This is a genomic window from Pseudoalteromonas sp. NEC-BIFX-2020_015, from assembly GCF_012952265.1.
In the GTDB taxonomy this organism is placed as follows: Bacteria; Pseudomonadota; Gammaproteobacteria; order Enterobacterales; family Alteromonadaceae; genus Pseudoalteromonas; species Pseudoalteromonas neustonica.
Genome location: NZ_JABCJL010000001.1, coordinates 66,273 through 89,598, shown reverse-complemented (window position 1 = coordinate 89,598; position 23,326 = coordinate 66,273). Strand labels below are relative to the sequence as shown.

23 protein-coding genes are annotated in these 23,326 nt (G+C 40.5%); 7 read left to right on the top strand and 16 right to left on the bottom strand.

What is annotated here, in order from left to right; genetic code table 11:
* Window positions 1-2: 2 nt before the first annotated feature.
* From HH219_RS00390 to yceD, 12 genes are all read right to left on the bottom strand, one after another.
* On the bottom strand, window positions 3-329 hold the full coding sequence (locus tag HH219_RS00390) for a PilZ domain-containing protein (RefSeq protein ID WP_054203566.1): 327 nt from the start codon (window positions 327-329) through the stop codon (window positions 3-5).
* Window positions 330-337: 8 nt separating this feature from the next.
* The gene (holB, locus tag HH219_RS00385) at window positions 338-1,234 is read right to left on the bottom strand and encodes a DNA polymerase III subunit delta' (RefSeq protein ID WP_054203565.1); all 897 of its coding nucleotides are present in this window, start codon (window positions 1,232-1,234) and stop codon (window positions 338-340) included.
* Window position 1,235: 1 nt separating this feature from the next.
* Window positions 1,236-1,865 (bottom strand): dTMP kinase, encoded by a 630-nt coding sequence (tmk, locus tag HH219_RS00380; RefSeq protein WP_054203564.1) that lies wholly within the window; start codon window positions 1,863-1,865, stop codon window positions 1,236-1,238.
* Window positions 1,866-1,924: 59 nt separating this feature from the next.
* Window positions 1,925-2,920 (bottom strand): endolytic transglycosylase MltG, encoded by a 996-nt coding sequence (gene mltG / locus HH219_RS00375; RefSeq protein WP_169326300.1) that lies wholly within the window; start codon window positions 2,918-2,920, stop codon window positions 1,925-1,927.
* A complete protein-coding gene (gene pabC, locus HH219_RS00370) occupies window positions 2,914-3,738 on the bottom strand; it encodes an aminodeoxychorismate lyase (protein WP_054203679.1) in 825 nt (274 codons plus the stop codon). The genes mltG and pabC overlap by 7 nt, the downstream gene beginning before the upstream one ends.
* Window positions 3,739-3,801: 63 nt before the next feature.
* A complete protein-coding gene (fabF, locus tag HH219_RS00365) occupies window positions 3,802-5,040 on the bottom strand; it encodes a beta-ketoacyl-ACP synthase II (RefSeq protein ID WP_054203562.1) in 1,239 nt (412 codons plus the stop codon).
* 86 nt (window positions 5,041-5,126) lie between these two features.
* The gene (gene acpP, locus HH219_RS00360) at window positions 5,127-5,363 is read right to left on the bottom strand and encodes an acyl carrier protein (RefSeq protein WP_054203561.1); all 237 of its coding nucleotides are present in this window, start codon (window positions 5,361-5,363) and stop codon (window positions 5,127-5,129) included.
* A 240-nt stretch (window positions 5,364-5,603) separates the two neighbouring features.
* On the bottom strand, window positions 5,604-6,350 hold the full coding sequence (fabG, locus tag HH219_RS00355) for a 3-oxoacyl-ACP reductase FabG (protein WP_169326299.1): 747 nt from the start codon (window positions 6,348-6,350) through the stop codon (window positions 5,604-5,606).
* 13 nt (window positions 6,351-6,363) lie between these two features.
* Complete coding sequence (gene fabD / locus HH219_RS00350; RefSeq protein WP_169326298.1) at window positions 6,364-7,290, bottom strand: ACP S-malonyltransferase; 927 nt, start codon at window positions 7,288-7,290, stop codon at window positions 6,364-6,366.
* Between the two features lie 74 nt (window positions 7,291-7,364).
* A complete protein-coding gene (gene plsX / locus HH219_RS00345) occupies window positions 7,365-8,393 on the bottom strand; it encodes a phosphate acyltransferase PlsX (RefSeq protein WP_054203558.1) in 1,029 nt (342 codons plus the stop codon).
* 12 nt (window positions 8,394-8,405) lie between these two features.
* Entirely contained in the window at window positions 8,406-8,576 is a 171-nt protein-coding gene (gene rpmF / locus HH219_RS00340; protein ID WP_002962381.1) for a 50S ribosomal protein L32, read from the bottom strand.
* Window positions 8,577-8,585: 9 nt separating this feature from the next.
* On the bottom strand, window positions 8,586-9,110 hold the full coding sequence (gene yceD / locus HH219_RS00335; RefSeq protein WP_054203557.1) for a 23S rRNA accumulation protein YceD: 525 nt from the start codon (window positions 9,108-9,110) through the stop codon (window positions 8,586-8,588).
* A gap of 142 nt (window positions 9,111-9,252) precedes the next feature.
* On the opposite strand from yceD, the gene HH219_RS00330 reads away from it, so the two are divergent.
* Window positions 9,253-9,846, top strand: coding sequence for a nucleoside triphosphate pyrophosphatase (locus HH219_RS00330; RefSeq protein ID WP_169326297.1), 594 nt, complete (start codon window positions 9,253-9,255; stop codon window positions 9,844-9,846).
* Here HH219_RS00330 and HH219_RS00325 read toward each other — a convergent pair.
* Entirely contained in the window at window positions 9,843-10,493 is a 651-nt protein-coding gene (locus HH219_RS00325; RefSeq protein ID WP_169326296.1) for an HAD-IA family hydrolase, read from the bottom strand. The two genes, HH219_RS00330 and HH219_RS00325, sit on opposite strands and share 4 nt — an antisense overlap.
* On the bottom strand, window positions 10,490-11,449 hold the full coding sequence (gene rluC / locus HH219_RS00320) for a 23S rRNA pseudouridine(955/2504/2580) synthase RluC (protein ID WP_054203554.1): 960 nt from the start codon (window positions 11,447-11,449) through the stop codon (window positions 10,490-10,492). Before rluC ends, HH219_RS00325 begins: the two co-directional genes overlap by 4 nt.
* Before the next feature lie 618 nt (window positions 11,450-12,067).
* Here rluC and rne point away from each other — a divergent pair.
* Together rne and HH219_RS00310 are read left to right on the top strand one after the other, a co-directional pair.
* A complete protein-coding gene (gene rne, locus HH219_RS00315; protein ID WP_169326295.1) occupies window positions 12,068-15,328 on the top strand; it encodes a ribonuclease E in 3,261 nt (1,086 codons plus the stop codon).
* A 734-nt stretch (window positions 15,329-16,062) separates the two neighbouring features.
* Window positions 16,063-18,129: a hypothetical protein gene (locus HH219_RS00310; RefSeq protein WP_169326294.1), complete on the top strand. Its 2,067-nt coding sequence runs from the start codon at window positions 16,063-16,065 to the stop codon at window positions 18,127-18,129.
* Between the two features lie 468 nt (window positions 18,130-18,597).
* On the opposite strand, the gene HH219_RS00305 is transcribed toward HH219_RS00310, so the two are convergent.
* Window positions 18,598-18,963: a hypothetical protein gene (locus HH219_RS00305; RefSeq protein ID WP_054453408.1), complete on the bottom strand. Its 366-nt coding sequence runs from the start codon at window positions 18,961-18,963 to the stop codon at window positions 18,598-18,600.
* Between the two features lie 94 nt (window positions 18,964-19,057).
* On the opposite strand from HH219_RS00305, the gene HH219_RS00300 reads away from it, so the two are divergent.
* Together HH219_RS00300 and HH219_RS00295 are read left to right on the top strand one after the other, a co-directional pair.
* Window positions 19,058-19,660, top strand: a complete 603-nt coding sequence (locus tag HH219_RS00300) for a DUF4124 domain-containing protein (RefSeq protein ID WP_169326293.1) — start codon at window positions 19,058-19,060, stop codon at window positions 19,658-19,660.
* Between the two features lie 15 nt (window positions 19,661-19,675).
* Complete coding sequence (locus tag HH219_RS00295; RefSeq protein ID WP_054203549.1) at window positions 19,676-20,323, top strand: DUF4124 domain-containing protein; 648 nt, start codon at window positions 19,676-19,678, stop codon at window positions 20,321-20,323.
* 101 nt (window positions 20,324-20,424) lie between these two features.
* Here HH219_RS00295 and yejK read toward each other — a convergent pair whose 3' ends face one another.
* Complete coding sequence (yejK, locus tag HH219_RS00290) at window positions 20,425-21,441, bottom strand: nucleoid-associated protein YejK (RefSeq protein WP_054203548.1); 1,017 nt, start codon at window positions 21,439-21,441, stop codon at window positions 20,425-20,427.
* 62 nt (window positions 21,442-21,503) lie between these two features.
* On the opposite strand from yejK, the gene HH219_RS00285 reads away from it, so the two are divergent.
* Together HH219_RS00285 and HH219_RS00280 are read left to right on the top strand one after the other, a co-directional pair.
* On the top strand, window positions 21,504-21,716 hold the full coding sequence (locus HH219_RS00285; protein WP_016707302.1) for a DUF1414 domain-containing protein: 213 nt from the start codon (window positions 21,504-21,506) through the stop codon (window positions 21,714-21,716).
* 5 nt (window positions 21,717-21,721) lie between these two features.
* Window positions 21,722-23,218, top strand: a complete 1,497-nt coding sequence (locus HH219_RS00280; protein ID WP_169326292.1) for a DUF3413 domain-containing protein — start codon at window positions 21,722-21,724, stop codon at window positions 23,216-23,218.
* Window positions 23,219-23,326 lie beyond the last annotated feature (108 nt).

Genomic DNA, 23,326 nt, shown 5'->3' with positions numbered 1-23,326 from the left:
TACTACATGGTATAAGTTGGATTACCAGAGTTTAACATAGTCCCTAGTAGTTTTTCGATCTTCGCATTAAGATTGGTTTTATCGTCGATAAAACTAATCCCTATTCCTGGTGGGTTAGAACTTTGCGCGCCTTGGGGTGTGATCCACGCAACTTTCCCCGTAATGACATCATCTTCTAATGCATCAGGTAAGGTCACTTTTAATGCCAGTGAATGGCCCATTTCATAACGCATATTAGTGCGTACAAATAGCCCGCCGGTTTTTAAATACGGCATATAGCAGCGGTATAATTCATCTAGATCATCTAAATCGACTAATAATTCTTGCACAATCAATCCTATTTATAGCTTTGGCGTAAACGATACGCTAATCGAGAAACAGCCAAAGGCAAATTCAATCCAAGTATCTGTGTGCTGTTTTGGACAAACTCCGCTAATGCGCTCTGCGCATTTTGATACGAGTCAAAATCCATTCCAGCAATGAGTTGTTGTTTTAATTGTTCACTTAAAAATAAACAAAATACCCGAACACGCTCTGTATCTTTACTAATGATATCAACCAACGCGGTGAAATTATGGCCTTGTTTAAGCTCAGTTGCAAACTTATAAAGTTTATCAATCATTTCCAGCTGTTCGTCTTGTTGCCAACGTTCAATGAGTAACGGCTGTTGAGTAAATAAAGAAAGCCATTCATAGGCAGGAATTTGTAACTGCGAAATCCACATTTTTGCTGCATTTACATCACTAACTTTTACTTGCGTTAGCGCACAGCGGCTTAAAATAGTCGCTGGCAGTTGTGTTGTCGCACTCGTGGTCAATAATAAAAACCGACGCGGACTTGGCTCTTCTAAGGTTTTTAACAGGGCATTTGCTGCTGCGGTGGTCATTTTATGACAGTCGTTTATAACAACCACTTTATTTGCATTTTGCGCCGCTGACTGATTCATAAAATCACTGACACTGCGAATATCATCTACACCAATACTTTGCCCATCAGCTTGCACTACATACTTGTCCGGGTGAGTCACAGCTTGATTGAGATGGCAGCTTTTGCAGTTTCCACAAGGCACTAAGTTATTAGCCGATGAACACAATAATGCATTCGCTAATTGTTCAACTAAGGCACGCTTACCCACACCTTGCTGGCCATTCAATAATTGTCCATGATGAAAGCGTCCTGCGTTAAAACTTGCTGCTAATTGTTGTTCAACATGACTAAGCCAAGGATAAATCATTTTAATGGTTACTTTTAATAAACTGATCTAGCACAGTGATAATATCTTGATGTACTCGTTCGATACTTTGCTGTGCATTTACGGTCTCAATGCTGTCGTCACACTTTGCTAATTCTAAATAGCGTGTGCGTGTACGTTCAAAAAAACTTAAGGCTTGTTGTTCTATACGATCAAGCTCACCACGCCCTTTAGCACGAGCAAGGCCAATAGCAGGGTCAATATCCAAATAAATGGTTAAATCAGGTTTTAAACCTTTTAATACAATACTAGCAAGGGAGTCCAAAGTGTTTGAAGCAATTTCACGCCCACCGCCCTGATACGCTTGCGATGATAAATCATGACGATCACCTAGTACCCATTGTCCTTTTGCCATCGCTGGACGTATAACATTGTGCAACAGTTGAGAACGAGCAGCATACATGATCAAAAGCTCCGTCTCGCTGGCAATCTCTTCGTCGTGATTGTCTTTTACGATACTACGCAGTGCTTCAGCAATGGGGGTACCACCGGGCTCTCTTACATTGATAAAATCAACGCCATGCTGCGCTAAAAACTGTTGGCAAATTGCTATAGCGGTTGATTTTCCGGCGCCTTCTAAGCCTTCAATCACAATAAATTTTGCTGCTGTCATGGTTTCTCTTTTTTGTTTGAAAAAGCATTAGTAGGCTTTCTCGTTTTATATTTTTTAATCTATTTGTTTAACTGCTTTTGATAACGCAAGTAATCTTGTACCGCTTTATTATGCTCTTTTAGCGTTTTTGAAAATTGGTGGCTGCCATCACCTTTTGCCACAAAATACACAAACTCAGATTTTGGTGGATTAACCGCAGCAAAAATTGCAGGTTTTGATGGCATTGCAATAGGCGTTGGCGGTAAACCATTTATTTTATAGGTATTATACGGCGTATAAGTCGTTAAATCTTTGCGTTTAATATCGCCATCAAAATCAGCGCCTATGCCATAAATCACAGTGGGATCCGTTTGCAAGCGCATTTTTGTGTTTAATCGGTTAGTAAACACAGATGCGATTAATGGCCGTTCGCTAGCAAGACCTGTTTCTTTTTCAATAATGGACGCCATGATTAATACTTCGTAAGCAGACTTTAAAGGTAAGTTAGGAGCTTTATTTTGCCACGCTTCATCAAGCACACTTTGCATTATCTTATGCGCACGCTTAAGCACCGAGCTGGCAGTATCATTAGCATGATAATGATAGGTATCAGGAAACAGCCACCCTTCTAAATGTTTATCTGAGCCTAAAACTTGCTGAGATAGCTCATCAAGTATTAAGTCATTACGAAGGTACTCTGCGTGACTAATTGCTGCTAACACTTCGCGCAATGATTGCCCTTCAATAATTGTAAAACTAAAGCTGGCCTGCTTACCTTGGTTAATACGGCGAATATTATCTAAAACGGTGCCTGTATCAAGTTGATATAAGCCCGCTTTTAAATCAGTTAATGTTGGGTCCAATTTAGCGAGTACTTGATAACGAAAGCAATCTTTCAACCACTGCTTGGCCTGCCATTGCTGACATAGTTGGTTAAAACCCGTGCCTTTTTTCACTTCAAATAGCGTGTTTTGAGGCGTTTTTAATGGACTATTAATTGTCGTTTGCAACTGTTGGTAGCCAATACCAGTGACAAATAATGCCAATAATAAGACCGTGATAATCACTTTTAACACGCTGACTCCTTGAGTAATAAATCTTCCAGTAAGGCTACACTGGTAGATAATTCATATTTTATATTATTGATCGCTGTCACAGGCACAATACCCATTAGGCTATTACAAATAAAAACAGCTTCCATTTGCTGTAATTCCTCAAGTGTCATATCAATAAATTGCACGGGTAATTTATCACACAGAGATTGCAGATAAACCCCCCGAATACCGCAGTTTTTCAAATTAGGACTAAAGACGCAGCCTTTATTAATGGCAACTATGTTTGCTGCGGAGGTTTCTATCACAAAATTATTATAATCTAACACGATCACATCATCACATGTTTGATGCGCCATGGCCTGTTTTATCATCACCTGCTCTAAGCGATTTAAGGTTTTTAAACCTGCAAATAAAGGTTGCGATGCTAATTGCACCGTGCTGATAGCTAATTTAATGCCTTGTTGTGTAAGCAAAGAATAACTGGCAGGAAAAGGTAGCTGCGATAGTATAATAAGTGACTGTGGTAACTCAGGTAAACCATATCCTCGGCCACCACTGCCTCGCGTTACGACAATTTTTAGTACGCCCAGTGCTGTTGTGGCGATATAATCAGTAATCTCTGATTCCAGCTGCACAAAGTCTAATTCGCTAAAGCCTAATCGCATTGCGCATTCAATTAAACGCATTCGATGAAGTGGCCAATGGACCACTTGACCATCCTGCACTTTAGCGGTGGTAAAAAAGCCATCCCCATAATTAAAGCCGCGGTCTTGACTGCTTATCGTGGCTGATTGCTCTTTGGAGGCTTTTTTTATTATTTGAATTATTTTTTTAGGCATATTTTGCATATAAAAAAACCCAGTAACAACTGGGCTCTTCTTGGATATCGTTGTTAAAAAAGATTATACCTTTTTAAATAGCAACGAGCCATTAGTACCACCAAAACCAAATGAGTTACATAGCGCGTAATCAAGTTTCGCGTCACGAGCGGTGTGAGGAACATAGTCCAAATCACATCCTTCATCAGGGTTATCAAGGTTAATTGTTGGTGTTACTTTTTGATCTTGTAATGACAAAATTGTAATGATTGACTCAACAGACCCTGCTGCACCTAATAAATGGCCCATCATTGATTTAGATGAACTCACCATCACATCTTTTGCTGCGTTACCGAAGATTGATTTAACCGCTGAAGTCTCAGCTTTGTCGCCAGCATTAGTCGATGTGCCATGTGCGTTAATGTAACCCACTTGGTCAGCATTAATTTGCGCATCATTTAGCGCATTTTCCATCGCAAGAGCTGCACCTGCACCGTCTTCTGGTGGTGATGTCATATGGAATGCATCGCCGCTCATACCAAAACCAACTAACTCTGAGTAGATTTTAGCACCACGCGCTTTTGCATGTTCGTACTCTTCAAGTACGATCACACCTGCACCATCGGAAAGTACAAAACCATCACGATCTTTATCCCACGGGCGCGATGCCGCTTGCGGATCGTCGTTTCGGGTAGATAAAGCGCGTGCAGCATTAAAGCCACCCATACCAATTGGTGTTGACGCCTTCTCAGCGCCACCGGCTACCATGGCATCTGCATCGCCGTAGGCAATCATACGCGCCGCGTGACCGATGTTATGCAAACCCGTTGTACAGGCAGTAACAATTGAAATATTTGGACCACGTAGACCGTGCATAATCGATAAATGACCTGAGATCATATTGATGATGGTCGATGGTACGTAAAAAGGAGAAAGCTTACGTGGGCCACTGTTTAATAATTTTATGTGGTTCTCTTCAATCAGCGTTAAACCACCAATGCCTGAACCAACAGCAACACCAACGCGCGGTGCGTTCTGCTCTGTGATCACAAGGCCAGAATCTTGTATTGCTTGTACACCTGCCGCTATGCCGTACTGAATGAATAAATCCATTTTTTTAGCATCTTTCTTTGGCATGTAAGCCGATGCATCAAAATTATTCAGCAAACCTGCGAATTTGGTGCCAAAACTTGAAGTATCAAAATGCGTAATAGTTTGAATACCACTTTTGCCGTTTAACAAGTTTTGCCACGTTGACTCAACATCGTTACCTAGCGGTGTCAACATTCCTAAGCCAGTTACGACTACTCGACGTTTAGCCACGGTTTGCCTCCAATATGGGAATTATTATTTTTCTGGTGGGTGTAATAGATTAAGGGTAGCGAATGCTACCCTTAATTTGCGATTGATTACTCAGCGTGAGCTGTAACGTAATCGATTGCAGATTGTACTGTAGTGATCTTTTCAGCTTCTTCGTCTGGGATCTCAGTGTCAAACTCTTCTTCAAGAGCCATTACTAATTCAACAGTATCAAGTGAATCTGCGCCTAAGTCATCAACGAAAGAAGCTTCGTGCTTTACTTCTTCTTCTTTAACACCTAGTTGCTCAATGATGATTTTCTTTACGCGTTCTTGGATGTCGCTCATTCTTCTTTCCTTTATTAAAAACGCCAATGCGTTATTTTCAGATTGCGGCGTAGTTTACGGCGCATAATTCTGTGATTCAAGGATTTGCTGATAATTATTTATCTGGTCAAACCTCTTGAAGGTTATTTGGCTCTTTTATCGCTTATTTTCACAACGAATTCAAGTATGTTTAAAGCAAGTTCACAAAAAATTCAACATTTTTCGACAAACTCACCAAAAACTAAATAGGAACAAAGTTCCTTATACCATGTACATGGCACCATTTACATGCAAAGTTTCGCCTGAAACATAAGCAGCTGCATCAGATGCTAAATAACAGACTGCGGCTGCAATCTCATCTGGTTGACCTAATCGTCCAGCTGGAACATTAGCAAGCGTAGCTGCTTTTTGCTCATCTGTAAGCTCGTCAGTCATATCAGTTTGAATAAAACCAGGTGCAACAACGTTAACTGTAATACCACGAGAGGCCACTTCACGCGCTAATGACTTAGAAAAACCAATTACACCCGCTTTTGCTGCGGCATAATTAGCTTGCCCTGCATTACCCATCGTACCTACTACCGAGCCGATGTTAATAATACGACCATTCTTTTTCTTCATCATCGGACGTAATACCGCTTTTGACAAACGAAAGATAGAGCTTAGATTAGTATCAATGATATCGTCCCACTCTGACTCTTTCATGCGCATAAGCAAATTATCGCGAGTAATACCGGCATTATTAACTAATACATCAATATCACCCAAATCCGCTTTTATCGCAGCAAGTATCGCCTCAATCGATGCAGGATCAGTTACGTTTAATGCATAACCTTTACCGTTATCGCCTAAGTACTCGCTTATATTTGCAGCGCCCGACTCACTCGTTGCAGTACCCGCTACTTTAGCGCCTTGCGCAATTAAAGTCGTTGCTATTGCTTTACCGATACCACGACTTGCGCCAGTAACTAGGACAACTTTGCCCTCTAGTGAAAATAAATTTGCCATTGTTATCCTACTCTTATTTTGCTTCGTCAATAGCTGATTGGCTATTAACCGAACCACATACCATTGCTTTATCAATACGCTTTGCAAGGCCTGTTAATACTTTACCAGGACCAAATTCGTAACTTTGGGTAATACCTTGCGCTACTAACGCTTGTACTGTCTCAGTCCAACGTACTGGGCTGTATAATTGACGCACCAATGCGTCTTTAATCGCATCTGCTGCGCTTGCAGCGGTTACATCAACGTTATTAATTACATCACACTTAGGTGTATTAAATGTTAAAGCCGCTAAATCCGTCGCTAATTTTTCTGCTGCAGGCTTCATCAGTTCACAATGTGATGGCACGCTTACAGATAAAGGCAATGCACGTTTGGCACCGGCTTCTTTACACGCCTGTGACGCTCTATCAACTGCGGCTTTATGGCCTGCAATCACAACTTGACCTGGTGAATTATAATTTACTGGCGATACAACCTCACCTTGTGCAGATGCTTCGCACGCAGTTTGGATTTCATCATCACCTAAACCAATGATTGCAGCCATAGAGCCGACGCCTGCAGGCACAGCTTCTTGCATGTATAAACCACGGTTTTCAACGAGCTTTACAGCTTCCCCTAAACTTAATACATCGGCACACACCAATGCTGAATATTCACCTAAGCTGTGACCAGCCATTGTTACTTCTGCATCTGAATTTGCTGATAACCATTGACGGTAAATAGCCACTGAGGCTGTTAATAGTGCAGGTTGAGTACGATGGGTTTGATTTAGTTCTTGTTCTGGTCCATTAAGTACTAATGCAGCCAAATCATAACCTAGTGCGTGTGATGCTTCTGCAAACGTTGCTTTTACTATATCCGATTGATCTAAAAGTTCACTTAACATACCCACTGATTGTGAGCCTTGACCTGGAAAAACAAGTGCAATTTTTTGTGCCATACTTTGCTCTTTAAATTAAACAAATAAATAATTGTTTAAGTAAACGTCTGACAACAACATCTACTCGTCAGTCGCTACTTTTTAGTTGAATGTGTTTGCTCGAAAATAGCTGCAATTTTTTCAGGAAGTTGACGCTCAACTTCTTTAGCAGCTTCGTCGATAGCAGCATGAAATGCTTTAGCGGAGGCATTTCCATGGCTTTTTACGACAATACCGCGCAATCCTACCAGAGAAGCGCCGTTATACTGGTCGGGGTTCACCCTTTTATAGAGTTTTTTTATTACTGGGCGTAGCAAAAAGGCTAAGCATTTATAGAAAAAGTGCTTGCGCAGTGCTTTAGTAAGCTTAAACATAATGAGTTTTGCAATCCCTTCGCACGTTTTTAAAGCGACATTGCCCACAAAACCTTCGCAAACTATAACGTCTGATTTACCAGTAAATATATCACTGCCTTCGCTATAACCGGTATAATTTATATACTTACATTGCTGCATAAGCTCTGCAGCTTGCTTAATATCTTCATGGCCTTTAATCGCTTCAGAGCCAATATTTAATAAACTGACTTTAGGATTATCACAACCAAGCGCTTGCCCTGCGACCACCGACCCCATAATGCCAAACTGATACAAGGTTTGCGCATCACAATGCACATTGGCGCCTAAATCAAGTAAGTAAACAGGGTTTTTACGCTCCGTTGGTACTGCTGAAATTAATGCTGGGCGCTTTACACCTGGAAGCATTTTCAGTACATAATGAGCCATGAATAATAGTGCGCCGGTGTTTCCGGCACTCACACACGCCTGTGCTTCACCTGATTTAACTAAATCAAGGGCAACGCGCATTGAGGAATCTTTTTTTGCTCGCACAGCAGAAGACGGTTCACAGCTATTGGTGACAACTTCAGTGCAATGACGAATAATTAAACGAGGATGGGAAAGAGAATCAAGCGATTCGAGTTCTTTAGATATTACTTGTTCGTTACCACATAAGATTAAACTTAAGTTGGCATTAGCATTTACCGCGTTAACGGCTGCGGGGATAGATGAACGGGGGCCATAATCGCCCCCCATCATATCTAACGCAATGGTTAGATTGGTCAGCATAAAAGCAATCTCTTATTTAGAAATTACTTGAACGCCTTTGTAGTAACCATCTGCAGTCACATGGTGACGACGATGAGTCTCACCAGATGTTTGGTCTACAGTTAAAGTTGGACCACTGATCGCATCGTGTGAACGGCGCATGCCGCGTCTTGCACGAGACTTTTTGCTTTTTTGTACAGCCATAGTCTTCTCCTAAGAATCTTTCTTAAGTTGTTTCAAAATATCAAATGGATTAGGTTTATCATCTTCCGCCTTTAAAACACCAAAGCTGGCAGGCTTTGCTGAATAACTGCATGAAGCTTCGTTGTGGGTAGCAACTAATGGAACTGCTAAAATTAGTTCGTCTTCGATTAACTCAAAAACGTTAATTTCACCATTTTCATCAAGCGCTACTTCATCGTAGTCTTCTGGAAAAATATCTGACTCTGTATCCTCTCCAATTGGGGAATAAACAAAGTCTTGAACCAAATCCAACCCTAAATTACCATTACAACGTTGACAAGTGACAGTAACGTGTGTGGACAAATTGCCTCTAATCACAGCGAAACCTTGGTCGTCGTTTTTGCAATGAATTTTTACCGCTATTTCACCTACTTCTTCCTGCACAACTTCCCGTAAACGGGTAAGTTTTTCAAGCGGTACAATGCCGTCATACTTTAAACGGTGTTGAGCTGCTTTGCCTGGATGAAGAGTGATGGGAATTTTCACCTTTTGCATAGGGGCTGCATCATATAGATAGTTACTTGGTTAGTCAAAGTAAAAAACCATTTTTAACTGGTTTTTCGTGATTCATTTCTTTGTTTTACTTACGGATCTGATTTATCCTAACTCAATCTGATTTTCATTAGGAAAACAATCCATGAAGCACCCTCTCATTTTAGCCTCAAGTTCACCCTTTCGTCAGTCTTTATTGCAAAAATTTAATCTACCATTTGATACTTTTTCACCTGATGTTGACGAAACCCCTCACATAGACGAAACACCGATTGCACTTGTTTCTCGATTAAGTGAGCTCAAAGCCCGCGCTGCAACAGGCCTTTTTAAAGCGGGTTTAGTCATTGGTTCTGATCAAGTTGCAATATTTGACCAGCAAATTTTGGGTAAACCCCACAATAAAGAAAACGCAATAAAGCAACTGAGCCTATTTAGCGGCAATACAGTCACTTTTTTAACCGGCTTGTGCGTATACGACATTCTTTCAAACACAACAAAAACACGCGTCGAACCCTTTGATGTCACGTTCAAAAGCCTTTCGCATGAGCAAATAAGCGCTTATTGCGATGCTGAACAACCTTACAATTGTGCTGGCAGCTTTAAAAGTGAAGGCCTAGGTATTTGTTTATTTGAGAAACTCAATGGCGATGATCCAAACAGTTTGATTGGGTTACCATTGATCAAACTCAGCCAATTATTGACTGAGTTTGGGGTTGATGTATTAAGTAATCAAGCCTAACGATCAAGTAAGAGCGCACCTAATTGCTGATACGAATCAACCGTAGCAATTGGCGCAAACTCTTGCAGCTGTTGGGCGTTGTGTACGCCCATCGTCACACCTATGCGGTCAATATTGGCTGCTTTCGCCATGGCCATGTCGATTTTAGTGTCACCAACCATTAACGCATCAAGAGCACTCATATTGAGCTCATCAAGTAATTGTAATAGCATATCAGGCGCTGGTTTTGACAATGCATCATCGCTGGTGCGCGTTGCAACAAAATAATTCCTAAGCTTTGTTTCATCAAGTAAACGCTCAAGCCCAGCACGGCTTTTCCCGGTTGCAACAGCTAACAACACACCACTATTTTTTAATGCAGCTAAAGTTTGCTCAACACCTTCGAATAAAGGGGTTGGCGTTACATCTACATATTTATATTGATGTTTATAGCCTGCGATCAAATCAGCATATAAATCTGCATCGTTAGGAAATAAAGTAGCCACAGCCTGTTCAAGTGATAAGCCTATAATATTGGCGGTTGCTTCGTCACTCGGAGCAACTAAGCCACATAATATCGCAGATTGATGCATGCAGTTTACTATTTTTGTCACTGAATCCATCACTGTGCCATCCCAATCAAATATCACTAATTTATAGGATTTCACGATTTGGCTGCACGTAATGTTTTAATACAATTAACAAGTGCTTTATCAAGTGGTGCTTCAACACGCATGGTGGTTTCGTTTTTAGGGTGATAAAAACTCAAGTCATGTGCATGCAAAAATAACCGCCCTAAACCAATTTTACGCATCGCTGCATCAAATGCTTGGTTACCGTATTTGTCATCGCAAGCAATAGCATGCCCACGGCACTGAGTGTGCACACGAATTTGGTGCGTACGACCAGTAACGGGTGATGCCTGCACCAGTGAGCATTCATCAAAACGTTCTAACACTTTAAAGCGTGTATGAGATGGTTTACCTTCGGTGTTATTAACACGAACAACGCGCTCACCCGATTGCAAGGTGTTCTTCAACAGCCCTTCGGTAACGTTTTTATCTTTTGAATCCCATTGCCCATCAACCAATGCCCAATAGTTTTTTTCCATGGTTTTTTCACGTAACTGTTCATGAAGACTGGTCAGTACAGAACGACGTTTAGAAATCAATAAGCAACCTGATGTATCCCGATCTAACCGATGCACAAGCTCTAAGCTTCGCTCTTCAGGGCGTAGAACACGCAACGCTTCAATAAGCCCATAACTTAAACCGCTGCCACCGTGCACAGCCATGCCTGAAGGTTTATTAATTACAATAAGATACTTGTCTTCAAATAAAATAGCGTCTTCAAGCTTAGTTACTACATCTAAATTTTTTGGCACAAACTCTTCACGCTCAGCGATTTTAATTGGCGGGATACGCACAATATCGTCAAGTTGAAGTTTGTAAACAGGTTTGATACGTTTTTTGTTCACACGCACCTCACCTTTTCGAAGGATTCGGTAAACAGCGCTTTTAGGCACCCCTTTTAAGTGGGTAATAAGAAAGTTATCAATCCGTTGACCTAAATGGTCTTCGGTAATCGTGACGAAAGATACTTGTAAGCCGGTTTTTTCTGACATTGCCTAATCACTGATTTAAGTAAAAATAATTTAGTTGCTAACACGGTTATAATAATGGGATAATCGCTAGCGCAAATATAAATTTGCACATAACAACGGTGCTTTTTAACACATTAATACATTCGTGATGCACATTCTGGGTAATTGATCATACAGATCCGAGTTAAGTTTTCCAAAGCTTTTATACATACCTAGTTTGCACGTGCGTTCAATTAACTCCGATGCGCGTAATATATCGCTAGTTAAGTTTGACCACGATGTGTTTTTTAATGTTGATAAAAAAAGCAATGAACAAATAATTTGTCTGATCGTGACGGCGTACGATACGCCGTTCAGCAGATGCATTGTAAATCGTACAAGTTAATTTAATACATGGTCGACTCTGGGCAGAACTCAAATAGATAACTGTAAAAACAGTCATTTGTTTTTCCCCTATTTAGAATCTAATAACGTGACAACACGTTATTGTCAGCCAGCACCATAAAGATACTTAAACGGATACAGAGCAAAGCTCCCCCACAGATCCAGTCGTGAGATTGTATAAAAAGAAGCGATGGGAGCAACTGAACAGGCGAAAAGTTTCGTCATGTCAGAGACATAACACAGTAGAGTAACAATATGAAACGTATGCTAATCAATGCGACGCAGCAAGAAGAAATGCGCGTAGCACTGGTTGATGGCCAGCGCCTGTATGATTTAGATATCGAAAGCCCGGGTCACGAACAAAAAAAAGCCAATATTTATAAAGGCAAAATCACACGTATAGAACCGTCACTAGAAGCCGCTTTTGTTGAGTATGGCGCTGATCGTCACGGATTCCTTCCTTTAAAAGAAATTGCTCGCACTTACTTCCCGACAGGTTATACCTTTCACGGTCGTCCGAACATACGTGACGTGATCAAAGAAGGTCAAGAAGTCATTGTTCAAGTAGATAAAGAAGAGCGCGGACAAAAAGGCGCAGCTCTTACTACGTTTATTAGTGTTGCTGGTAGCTATTTAGTGCTTATGCCAAACAACCCACGTGCTGGCGGTATTTCTCGTCGTATCGAAGGTGATGAGCGTACAGAACTTAAAGAAGCATTAAGCCGTTTAGAACTGCCTAAAGGTATGGGTTTAATCGTGCGTACTGCTGGTGTTGGCAAATCATTTGAAGAGCTTAACTACGACTTAAAAGCGCTATTAGTACATTGGGATGCGATTCAACAAGCGTCTGATGGCGGTAAAGCTCCATTCCTAATTCATCAAGAAAGCAACGTGATTTTCCGTGCTATTCGCGATTACTTACGTCGTGACATCGGTGAAATACTGATTGATAAAGCCCGAGTATTTGAAGAAGCAAAAGCGCATATAGAGCGTTTTCGCCCTGACTTCATGAGCCGTGTAAAACTTTATCAAGGTGAAGTCCCACTGTTTACTCATTATCAAATCGAAAGCCAAATTGAGTCAGCATTTCAACGTGAAGTTCGCCTGCCTTCAGGCGGTTCAATTGTAATTGATCCAACTGAAGCACTTACCTCTATCGATATCAATTCATCAAAAGCCACTAAAGGCGGTGATATCGAAGAAACAGCGCTTAACACCAACTTAGAAGCTGCTGACGAAATTGCTCGCCAATTACGTTTACGTGACTTAGGTGGCTTAATCGTTATCGATTTCATCGACATGACACCACCACGTCATCAACGTGAAGTAGAAAACCGCTTAAAAGATGCTGTACGTCCAGATCGTGCCCGTGTACAAATTGGTAAGATCTCACGTTTCGGCTTACTAGAAATGTCGCGTCAGCGCTTGCGCCCTTCATTAGGTGAAGCAAGCCAAGGTCCATGCCCACGCTGTAGTGGCCAAGGTACTATTCGTTCAAACGAGTCGATTGCATTATCAATCCTACGTTTAATCGAAGAAGAAGCGATTAAAGACAATACGTCACAAGTTAACGCACAAGTGCCTGTTGCTGTTGCCGCTTATTTGTTAAATGAGCAACGTCGTAGCGTACATCGCATTGAAAAACGTCATAATTGCGATGTTGTGATTATTCCTAATCAACACATGGAAACGCCTCATTACGAAGTTATGCGCTTACGTAAAGACGAAACCATCGAGACTGTAAGCTATGAGCAAGTGATTGCTCCTGAGCAAGAAGTATTTGAAACATCAAAAACACCAACAGCGGTAGTACGTGAGGAGCCAGTTTTAAAAGGTGTAGTAATGCCTTCGACACCGGCCCCGCAAGCTGTTGAAAAGCCAGCTCCAACGCAAACAGCCAGTCAGCCAGCTGCAGAGCAAGTTAGCTTGCTGACAACTATTAGCAACTGGTTCAAATCGTTATTCGCTGATTCATCTGAAAAGAAAGAAGAAGTAAAGAAACAAGAACAGCAAACTGCACAGAGTAACCGCAATAACCGCAATCGTAACAATGATGGTGATACTCGTCGTCGAAACAATCAACGTCGTCGTAACAACAACTCACGTAATAAGCCGGTTAATGAGCGTTCAACAGAAGAAGCTGTTGTTGTTAAAAACGATAATGCATCAACAAGTACTGAGCAGCAGGAAAGAAACGATAATCGTAATAAACGTCGTCGCAATCCTAACTCGCGTAAACGTAATGAAACTCGTAATGACGATAAAAAAGAAGTGGCAGTTGCAGCAGCAACTACACCTGAAGTAAAAGATGTTACAGTTGAAACTACTGAACAAAAACCAAAAGTTCGCCGTCAACGTCGTAACATACGTAAAAAGGTACGCTTACAAGCTGAAGATAGCCAAGTTGTTGCAACTGATGATCAACAGCAAGCTGTTGCTGATGAAAAACCGACTCAGACCCCGACAAAAACTGAAGACGTTGTTGTAGAAAAAGCACCGGTTGTTGAAACACCTGCACAAGACATTGAACAGGTAGTTGTGAATGAACAAGATGCTGCCTCTGCAGATGAAGAGCAAGGCCAAACACGTACACGTTCACGCCGCTCACCTCGCCATTTACGTGCCGCAGGCCAACGTCGTCGTCGTCCTGAAGGTGAAGAAGCTACTCAAACACAAAGTACACAACCGCCAGCGTTTATTCCAGTTGCAGATCAAGCCGCAGCCGAATATGAAGCGGAGTTAAAAGCAAAAGAAAATGCGATTACTGAAGCGAATGAATCTGCTCCTGAAGTAGTTAAAGCAGCACCTGTTGTCGCAGAGCCTACTCCTGAAGTGGTTGAAGAAACACCGGTGGTCGCTGAGCCGACTCCTGCTGTAGTTGAAGAAACACCTGTGGTTGCTGAGCCTACTTCTGCTGTAGTTGAAGAAACACCTGTGGTTGCTGAGCCGACTCCTGAAGTGGTTGAAGAAACACCTGTGGTTACTGAGCCTACTCCTGCAGTAGTTGAAGAAACACCTGTGGTTGCTGAGCCGACTCCTGCAGTAGTTGAAGAAACACCTGTGGTTGCTGAGCCGACTCCAGTAGTTGAAGAAACACCTGTTGTTACTGAGCCTACTCCAGTAGTTGAAGAAAAACCTGTTGTTACTGAGCCTACTCCTGCAGTAGTTGAAGAAACACCTGTGGTTACTGAGCCTACTCCAGTAGTTGAAGAAACACCTGTGGTTACTGAGTCTACTCCAGTAGTTGAAGAAACACCTGTTGTTACTGAGCCTACTCCAGTAGTTGAAAAAGCACCAACACAAACTGTTTCTAACACTAAAACAGTGATCACAACTGGAAAAGCAAGTGCGCCAATGGCACAACCTACACCAGTCGCTGATAGCGATGTTGTTCATACGCCTAAGGCAATGGCACATGATAAGCGTGAAGCGATTCCAGATAGTGGCTTGCGTGCCGGTTCATTAAAGCCAGCTGGTCGTGCTAGTGCTGCAATGACTAAAACATTGAGTGCTTAATAACTCACATTGTTTAGTTAAGTACTAAATAAAAAAGCCGTGTTAATAAAATTAACACGGCTTTTTCGTTTATAGCTGAAACCTAAATTGACACTAAAGTATAAAGCCCCAAACAACTGAAGTTTTTATCTCTGTAATCCCCTACTTTTTATTTGGTAACTCTTATACCAATCTACTTAGATATGGGGTCTATTTAATGACAAGAAAATTGTGCTATAACTAGGGCGTGTTGACCTTTCGTGATTGATTTTACAGCAGTCTATTTGGTATTTAGGCAAGGCAGAGCCTATGGTGTGTGGTTGTTCCCCATAAATAGGCGATAACGCAGTATAAATGCCAAACATGCGCTGCCCAAAGGGTTCTCCCAAGGGGCGACTAACTGTTTATTACCTGTACGGATGTGGATAAAGGACGCGGAGGCTTTGCTCGATTTTACTTAGTCCACTCGATTCCAAATCTCCCGCCGCGATTGAACCGCCTGAGCTTAAACAAATTTTAATCATCAAAGTTCAACAGACCCGAGTGCTACATACAAATTAAAGTTACTTACTACAAACAAAAAAAACAAAAAACCATCACTTGACACTATATATTAACAAACCCATTTGCTACTATCACTTTGCTTATTTTTAATACAACTTTATTGCATGCTAATTTAATGCGGGTAAGCAGTATTTCTGCGGATAATTAGAGACAACTTTTAGTTAATATAATTCTCAAAGGAAAGTTAAATTATGGAAATTCATAAGTTCAAACTAACACAACTCGCCATAGCATTAGGTCTAACAGCAACTTTGGCTGCATGTTCTAGTGACAATGACAAAACACCTCCTCCGATAGAACCGACACCAACACAAAAGGTTGTTGAACTGCCTGCAGGTACCACATCTGAAAAACAAGCTGGTTTTTTCACTGTAGTTGTAAAAGATAGCGAAGGTAATAGCTTAGGCTCTGCTGATGTGCCTATTACAGTAAAGATCACCAAAAATTCAGCCAATGTTGTTTCAACCAAAGGCGAAGCGTTAACAGCCGATGATTTAACGATTACTAATGGCGCAGGCTTATTTGCGGCGTCATTATCAGAACTCACTGCTGAAACATCAATAACAGTGAATTTTACTGCTCCTGGCTATTTTAATAACAGTAAAGTAATTACTTTATCAGTTGATGATTCTGAAGTTGCAGAAACTGTAACATTAGTTTCTCGTAGTATTGACGCTGATAATGTTGCTATTGTGTCTGAAGAAAAATCAGTGAATGATTTAGCCGAAAATGGCGCTACGGTTACATTTAAAGAAGATGGATCACTTGAAACATCTGATGGCTCAGCATTAAAGCTTGCCAAAACAGTAACTAAAACCAATGGCAGTGCCACTAGCGACAAAGGGGGGGTTCAAATATCAATACCCAGTGGATCTAAAATGCTTGCTAAAAATGAAGCTGGTGAGCTAGTTCCTTTAACAAGCGCCCCTTCCCTTGCTGTTGCGTATTTTAACAATGAAGCTAGCTCCAGTGCTGCTGCAAACGACAATAATGAGAGTCGCCCTGAATCAGCACTAGATTACTTCCCTGGTGGTCTTGACCTAGCCGTTTCTGTTCCTACCGCAGATAATGTAACGACTGAAGTCACAACCACAGGCTCATTTACAACCGCTGGTTTTGTTGCCATCGAATTGACCGATGATGCTGGTAACAAAGTGAAAGAGTTTGGCTCAACGGGTGATGGTGACAACGCCACTAAAAACTCAATTGAAGTTAAAATGCAAGTAGAAGTTAAAACATCAAACGCCTGCCCAATGACTTATGCTGATTTAGATAATCTAGACCAAGCTACAGTGGCTGCTTTTGCTGTTGATGCGTCTAAATCAACTGATAGTGCTTACTTTCGCAAAGGCGCCTGTGTTTCCTCTGATGGCTCAGCAATTGCGACACGCCAAATCAAAGCAGGTGATATAATCCCTGTATGGAGTTACGATGCGGATGAAGCGCAATGGGCTTTTGAAAGCTATGGTGTTGCTCAAGTAAATGCTGATAACGCTGATGTTTTTGACGTAGCAGTTCAGGTAACTCACTTATCTTACTGGAATCTTGATTTCTTTAACTGGCGCGAACCTAACTTTGGCCAATGCGGTGATGATCGCAAAGTTCAGTTTGACATCAAATATGCAGATGGCTCAACTGATAATGTAACCGCATTTGACCTGCTTGTGGAATCTCAATCTGGTGGTTACCGTAAACTTAAACGTGGGTATGAATTCCGTTACTACAATAAGTCTACGATAGCTAACCCGCCGTCATTTTCCGTATTTATGTCGCTATTAAATAATGGCACTAATATTATTGATGGGATCGAAGGTGACGCTAATAATCCGGTTGATGCTTCAGCATCTAGATTAAAACTAAATGACATTTGTGAGTTGGATGGGAAGAAACTAGTGCTAACGCTTGATACTGCTCCAGCGCGAGTAGATCAAAAAATTAAAACACAATATGCTTGTAGTAACAACGCTGAAGGTGATGTTGAAGCCCCACCGGCAGCAACTTCAACTTACGCGTATTTGATTGATTCAAGCAATAACTACGTGACCTACTCATATACTGCAAATGACGGCACAGCAACTTTTTCAAACGTTGTTGAAGGTGATTATAAAGTAAGAGTATGGGATCAAGTCAGCCGAACTTATGTGACTTCTCCTGATTTCGCCGCGAGTGCGACAAATGAAGTGGTTATTGATCTTCCCATTGAATGCACCATAACTGAAAAACCAGTTACAGGTACTGGCACAACAGGCGGTTCGTGATCGATCTTTAAGTAAAACAGAGTCAAAGCCGCGTTTATCGCGGCTTTTTTATTACTAGTAGCGATAATGAAATAGCGATAACCAATTAAACGGGCTCTCATTTGCCTAAAAACCAAACAGTCTGCTTACAATTAACCTAGAAAGATAAACACACCCTAGGGCGCGTTGACCTTTGTGGATTGAAATTTGTTCAACCTAGGGGCGATTTAATCGCGGCGCGAGGTTTGTAACCTAGCGGGCTAAGTAAAAACCGAGCAAAGCTTCCGCGTCCTGCTCACGCCCCTTACCTACATCCGTGTAGGTAACAAAGAGTCAATCGCCCCTAGGAAGAACCCTTTGGGCAGCGCATGTTTGGCATTTATACTGCGTTATCGCCTATTTATGGGGAACAACCACACTACATAGGCGCTGCCTTGCCTAAATACCAAACATACTGCTGCAAAATTAATCACGAAAGGTCAACACGCCCTAGCTTTCACTCGCTAATTTGTACGCCTCATATTTTTCACATTCGAGTTCTGCTATATTTTTATCATAAATAGATTGAGACATATCAGATTTCAATGTTAACTCCTTGCATCGCTGTTCTAACTCTCCAACCTTTGGAATCGTTGGATCGATATTATGAAGTAAGATATGTTTATCAATTTGCCCTCCCCTAGATTGCATTTGACGCTGGATATCTTGAGCAACCATTTGCTGCTTAAGTTTTGCTTCATTGTGCATTTGTTCACTCATTTTGTGATAATCAACGACTACTTTTCTTTCAACCAATTTGTTATAACAAACCAACAACACAAATATAGCCAGTAAAAAATAAATAATCCCTTTCATATTAATAATTTCCCCTTGACAGAATAATGGGTTTTCTAGCCTAATACATCACTATAATAAAATACTCATTCGAGTCAATTCACAAGGAGGTTTTATGCGTAGTAACCTGATAAAATTTAAGTTGCTTATTGGTGCTGTATTATTTTCAGTGTCCGTTTGTGCGCAACAAGTTTACAGCTGGGTCGATAAGAATGGTGTTCGTCATTTTTCTGATGTTCCTACGAGTCAAAGTGCGGAAGTAGTCGAGGGTATTGAGTCAACCCCCACTCCAAAAGCAAAGAATAAAAATGAAAACCAATCTCATGGCTCTGAAGAAGAACATGAAGAGTATACCCCCGGTGCTGAAGTTCCCATAAAAGGCTCGGGCACAATACTCAGTTGCAATAAGTCTATCTCATATCATGGTAATTATTATCAAGGTAGTTCTTCCTATACGATGAATAAACAGTACACTACAAAAAAAAATGCGATGAATGTTTTAAAGACGCACGAAAATAGTAAGGATAGATTAAAAAAAGAGAACGAAAGGTTAAACGCTCATCTTGAAAAACAACAAGCTCATTATAATAAAAATAAAAGTAACTCGATAAAATATGCCATTGAAAATACAATGGACCAAATTGCTGAAAACAACTGTGAAATACAGGTCCATTTACGTTATATGGAACTCACGCAAGAAAAAATAAATTCATTATAAAAACCAAGGAATGATATGACCAAACTTATACTCACTATGCTACTTTTATCAAGCTTTGTCACACAAGCAAAAGTGTATATGTGCGAAGATGAACAAGGGAATGTGTCATATACCGACATTCCTTGTAAGAAAAGTGCATCAACCGTTGCCCAAAAAAATGAAAGTGCTTCTCAAAGCCCAATAGTTAACGAGATCCCTAAAGAGATTAATACTGTCAAAGATGCTTTGAATTATATTGGCTTGAACCAATTAGTACTTTTGAATTTAGATTTAATTGAGCAGCAATATATCATCCCGCAAGGTAGTTTTAATTACGAGTACTCTTTTTTAGCCCCCAGTAAATATCAATATTCAAATGTTCCTATCCATAATGTGAGTGCAAGATTTATAAATGGCATGGGTGAAATTGTTTATCAAGGGAAAATGTACGCAAGAAATTTTTCATCTACGCCTGACAACAATGGTTTTTTCAACGCCACTTTTTCTGATATCAATAAACGAATGATGGAAATGGGACTAGAAGATCAGACTGAAAACACGCTTCGCTATGGAAAAGGCAACTGGAGATGGAATCATCGTAATTTTGCCTGTCATGCTCAATCAGACTTTAGGCCAAGAAGTTCTGTAATTGGGTTAAAAATTACGTGCAAAACACAAAAGTAATATTACTGTGAAGTTCATAGAAAATTAACAGTAAGTACAACTCAAACAAAGAATAAAGCCGCGTCAGATCTCGCGGCTTTATTTGTAACTCTGTTTTAAGCTTACTCTTTCTCATTTTCCATAAAGCGCTGTAACTGATCTTTTAAGTTAGGCGGAATGCCTTTGATAACCAACGTATCAGTAGCGTCGTTATACATAACGCGTTCACCTAAATGCTTACGTTCAAAGCTAATGCTTACACCACCACCAAGACCTGAAAACTTAACCATACTTGTCACTGTTTTCTTGTCAACTGGAAATGACTCTTCTAAATCATAACTTTGCTCTTTACAAAAGCTTTCAAACGGGTTGTCGTCACCTTTAGTCAAGGTTGCGGATAATTCGCTGACATTCGCGTCTTCACCTGTGGTGACACAATCATTACAATAATCGAAAACTTGTTTTCGCAAGTCGTCTTTTTCAGACTTATCAAATTGTTGCTCTGATAGGTAATCTTCAACTGCACTGAGCATCACTTGACTTTGCTGCTTAGGATCAATGCCTTCTTCACAGCCTAAAAAGTCTAAAAAGAAGTCGGCTACTTTACGCCCAGCTCGCCCTTTAATAAACGAAATATAACGATTATCTTCAGCTTGAGTATCCCATGCAGTTAAATCAATACGTGCAGCAAGTTGCATGCGAGATATATCTAAATGACGTGATGAGGCTAAATCAAGTTCAGAGGTAATTGAATAGTGCTCTTTAATGTTGATCATCGCAATCAACATATAATCCGTTGCGACGTATTGGTAATGACAAAAAATTAAATAGCCTGTTTCGTTAAACGCATACTTATTTAATTCTTCTTTTAATACAGTAGTTGCTTGCTCTGTCATGTGCCAAAAGCCAAGTTCGTCATTACGATAACTTTGCATTGCAGATGCAACCACACTATTTTTATCTCCGCTAAATGCACAATAACCTTTACCAGGTTTACCGTTATATGCGTGATGCAGTTGCTCGATGAATACAGCGACTTTTTCATTCACTGCCATTTCGTCATTGCGCAAATGAATTTGCGTATCGTCGTCTTTTTTGTCTACATAATGAACGACTAACTTTTTAACATCTATTGCCATCTTTGTTTTTCACGCCTCTGGTGTTAAAATATGAGAATATAACTCTTTTATTGAACCAACTGATGCCAATCTTATCAAAATATTCTAATGATGAAGTAGAACAAATCGTCGATCAGCTCATTGATGTGTTAACTAAACACAATGCGCCGGTTGATTTAAGTCTTATGTGTTTAGGAAATTCTATCACGCATATCTTAAAAGAGCATGTACCAACAGGGAAAAGACAAGCCGTTGCGGATAACTTTGCGAAAGCACTTGCGCAATCGGTTAAATAAACTTTATGAATTTATCGCAGCACAATCAGTTTTCGTCTAAAGCGAGTCAATTATTAAGTTGGGGCCATTGGTTCACCTTCGCTAATATTGGTTTAGTTTTGCTTATTAGTTTAAGTTACTTATTTGCCGACTCGCCACCGACAACTGCAATCGGGTATGTTTATATGCTAGTTACTTGGCTTAGCCACACTAGCTTTATTACCTTTATTGCCTTTGTGCTGACGATTTTTCCGTTAAGCCTTATATTCCCCTACCCTCGGCATATTCGTGGAATGGCCGCCATTCTTGCAACCTGCGGAGCATCACTACTTACGCTTGACGCTTACGTATATTTTAATTTAGGTTATCACTTAAGTAGTTCAGCATTGCCTGAAATTGTGACTTTATTATGGCATAGATTAACCAGCAGCCCGGGGTTAACCAGTTTACTTGCTGGCGGGATTGTCATACTTATTTTTGCATTTCAATTACTTGCAAGTAACTATACTTGGCATCATTTAGCACGTTTAAAACAGTATAAGTTCGCACGATACGCCAGCTCATTTTTATTAGTATGTTTTGCTATGAGCCACAGTATTCATATTTGGGCTGATGCTAATTTAAAATTTGATATCACCAAGCAAGATAACGTGTTGCCGCTATCTTATCCAACCACGGCTAAAAGTTTATTAGCAAAGAATGATTTATTAGATATTGAAAGCTACAAGCAGGCACACAATGTTAAACTCACATCGCAAAATATTAATTATAGTGCCCCTTCACCACTAACCCGATGCGAAAATTTTACGCCCGCAACCATTGATATCTTAGTATTTAGCTCTACAGCAAATCTAGATGAGTTTGCTAAGCAGCATACAGACTTATATAAAACAGAGCAGTTTTTACAAGCTGTTGATCATCAAGATGCACTTTTTAGTCTAATTTATGGCCTGCCAGCTTATTATAAAGCAGTACTTATGGACGAGCAGAATCTTCCGGTGTGGCAAACACAACGTCGTAGCCTTTCGGTCACTGGATTTGAAGATTTCACATATATAAATGGAGCTAAAATAGATGGTGCTGCAATCCGTATCGTAAATGCAGATGCACAGACCACAGTTCGTGATAATAACACCCATATTTTCGCTTTTAGTTTGGCGACTGATAACAATAGTGTTGTTAGTGTCTCTACTTTATATAGCTCAGATAAAAAAGTCACTCGAGCTGATGGCCTAATCCAACCAAGCGATCTCATTGCTACCAGTGTAGGCCAATACTTAAACTGCCCTAATGTTACAAAACAAAGCATGCTGGGCGTTAATTTATATAGTAAAAAAGACGATATCGGTGTTAATTATTCACAAGGTGTCTTCATTGCGTACAAAAAAGATCGCATTACTTTGATTGATTCTGAGGGTAATTATAAAAATATATCTGCTGCACAAGGCTTTTCAATTGAGCAAAGTTTAGATATCCCATTTTTAGTACATAGTATTAAAAAGCTAAGAACATTTACGCATTAGCCTACACAACAGCCCTTATAGATGTCTATTAGGGCTTGAGCATTTAATTTGCGATTTGCCCTAGTTAGGTTATAGTTTTTATTATTAGCTGACTAAGGAAGGTTAAAA